The 2,811-nt window shown below is 45.2% G+C and carries 3 protein-coding genes; all 3 read left to right on the top strand.

All coding sequences use genetic code 11. From position 1 onward, the window contains the following. Positions 1–426 precede the first annotated feature (426 nt). On the top strand, positions 427–1,110 hold the full coding sequence (locus VIP81_RS28140) for a hypothetical protein (RefSeq protein ID WP_331969369.1): 684 nt from the start codon (positions 427–429) through the stop codon (positions 1,108–1,110). Continuing rightward, positions 1,100–2,629: a terminase large subunit domain-containing protein gene (locus VIP81_RS28135; RefSeq protein ID WP_331969366.1), complete on the top strand. Its 1,530-nt coding sequence runs from the start codon at positions 1,100–1,102 to the stop codon at positions 2,627–2,629. The genes VIP81_RS28140 and VIP81_RS28135 overlap by 11 nt, the downstream gene beginning before the upstream one ends. Continuing rightward, positions 2,622–2,811 (top strand): hypothetical protein (locus VIP81_RS28130; protein ID WP_331969364.1); only part of this gene is annotated, 190 nt, incomplete at its 3' end. The genes VIP81_RS28135 and VIP81_RS28130, both read left to right, overlap by 8 nt.

Here is a 2,811-nt window from a genome sequence, read left to right as displayed (position 1 = left end):
TGGAAGTACTTGGTCTCGTTCTGTTAATGACAGCACTGGATGGCTGGGATGGACTGCTCTAGGTATTAGATCACCTAGGTCTGCACATCCCAGTTATCCACCCAAGTACAATGTAAATGTGCTACAGAGGCGTGTAGAACTTTGTGGTGCAATTAGGTATGACTCCTCCGCTAACCCATGGCCCACTAGCGCTAACCATGAAATTACTTCAGATACTGCTATCCCTCTAGCTTATACTCCACTTGGTAATTTCTCCGTAATGCAGATGGCAACTAGCGCGGTTACCACAGCAAGCAGTTTTGCTACAGCAGCAGGGTTTATTCAGCCCAGCACTGTACCTACACGTATCTCTATTTTTGTTCAGTGGCATGGTAACTCTGGTGGCGGAAACTATATTTCGCTTGACGGATATACGTGGTGGTACTGATGGCTAATACCAGAAACTACAATCTTTACCTCCCTGTAGCCGCAGACCCTATGGCGGATGTTAAGAAGAATATTACAGACAATCTTAAGATCCTTGAGCCTGTAGCTGATATCCCTATCATCGCCCCTAACACCGCGCTGCCTCAGACTGGCAATTACAATATTGGGGACCGAGTATTTAGGGATACTGGCGGAGACGCTAATCAGTGGCCGAGTGTCTATATTCTAGTGGTTAAAGATGCTGATTGGGGTTGGCATTGGCGACCAGTACAGACCACCATGTCTCCGTGGATTGCAATGTCTAACGCGGTTATTCAACCTCTTGCGGCGGACTTTACAATTACTGCAACCACTCCCCTATCAATCGCACTAGATAATCGTGGTCGAGTATGGTGGCGTGGAAGTATTGGTAAAGCTACATCAGGTATTCCTGTAGGTGATTTTAATATCCTTAATACAATTCCTGAAGGTCTTCGGCCAACTTCTGACCAAAAGAGACTAGCGGCTACTTCACCAGTTACCGGTGGAACTTCGGGTATTGCCGCTTATTGCGGTGCAATTATGAGTATTCAGGCTACTGGAGCTACTTCGTTTAGAACTTGGGGAACCTCGGTCACTTCTAAGCAGATTTGGTTCCAGGGGCTTAGATATCAAACAGGGCGGAGTTATTACGTTGGCCCTTAAAAAAGAAAAGCCAATTTCCTCCATTGAAGAAGCAATTAAGGAGATGGCTGATAATCTTACTCGTTTGGCGTATGCCCCTGATATTAACTCGTATGTTCCGCATGCCAAGCAAGAACTATTTCACAGCTCGACTAAGAAGACTCGTCTATACATTGGTGGTAACCGATCGGGAAAGACTACGGGCGGTATTGTTGAAGATGTTTGGTGGCTTCTAAGGAAGCATCCCTACGTTAAAACACCTGACCGCCCTGTAGCCGGACGTATCGTATCTGTTGACTTTATTAACGGTATCAACAAGATTATTATTCCTCAGCTTAAGCAGTGGATTCCTCCTAGCGCACTACGTGGAGGATCCTGGTCTAGTGCTTATGATGTTCAGGATCGAATCGTTAACTTTGAAAACGGCTCATTTGTTGAGTTGATGTCCTACGACCAGGAACTAAATAAGTTCGCTGGTACGAGTCGTGACTTTGTCCATTATGATGAGGAACCGCCTTCAGATATCTATACAGAGTGTCAGGCACGTCTTATTGACCGTAAGGGACGTTCATGGATTACCATGACTCCCGTTGAAGGTATGACGTGGATTTTTGACGTTCTTTATGAACCTGGCATTAATGGTTCAAAACTCGTAGATGTTGTAGAAGTTGAAATGGCTGAGAATCCTCACCTTGATGAAGAAGAGGTTGAGAATTACCTTGGCGGACTTTCTGAAGATGAGCGTAAGGCACGTGGACAAGGTAAGTTTGTCCAGATGGGTGGTCTAGTTTATAAGAAGTTTACTAGGGATACTCATGTCATTCCGGTCATCGATCCGAAGAAACTTATTGGGCGTGAATACAAATGGTATATGTCCCTCGATCATGGTTTTAATAACCCTACTGCTGTTCTCTGGCATGCGGTTGATCGAAATAATAGGGTAATCACTTTTGACGAACACTACATGTCAGAGCAGACAATCGATTTCCACGCAGACATAATTCATGCTCGAAACAAGGCTCACGGACGTAGACCTGATATTAATATTTGTGATCCTGCCCTTACTCAACGAAATGCTGTAACTGGTACGTCTATTCAGACTGAATATGCGATCCGTGGGATCGGATTTGCGCTGGGCAATAACGATGTAATAACTGGCATTGCTAAGATTAATCAGTATCTAGATAACGCACTTGACGGAAAACCTAACTGGCTTGTCACCGAGAACTGTGCTAATCTGATCAAAGAGATGCAGCGGCTTAGGTGGAAGACTTGGGCGTCTAAGAAGCAGCAGTCTCAAAATAACGCGCATGATCAGATTCATAAGAAAGACGACCATGCTTGTGACTCGGCTAGGTATTTCTTTTCATTCGTTCCTGAACTTAAGCAAAGTGCACCTCTCCCTTCTAAAAGAGTGGCACTACCTGCGATTGGTGGCAATAGCGCTGTCATCGCTGGCGCTGACCGTATCGACCCTAATTTGACACCTGAGAAACTCGGCAATAAAACTGAGTGGAAAGTTGTGCTAAACGATGACTAACAATGTTTATCGGGAGCGCGCACATCTTGTTTCTCATCTCGCTGCTATTTATGAGTCGAGCCTAGGAACCGATCCGCAGGATCCGGATTGGCCGGTTGTTTATATTAAGCTCCCTACGGGGCAAGTTTCTTGGCATATTAGTCCGGATGATATGGATCTGTTTACTGACGTTAAGTTTACCG

The organism is Chitinophaga sp. (genome assembly GCF_036566945.1).
Taxonomy (GTDB): Bacteria; Bacteroidota; Bacteroidia; order Chitinophagales; family Chitinophagaceae; genus Chitinophaga.
Note: the sequence above shows the minus strand (reverse complement) of the source record. Positions and strands in the feature narration are given on the sequence as shown.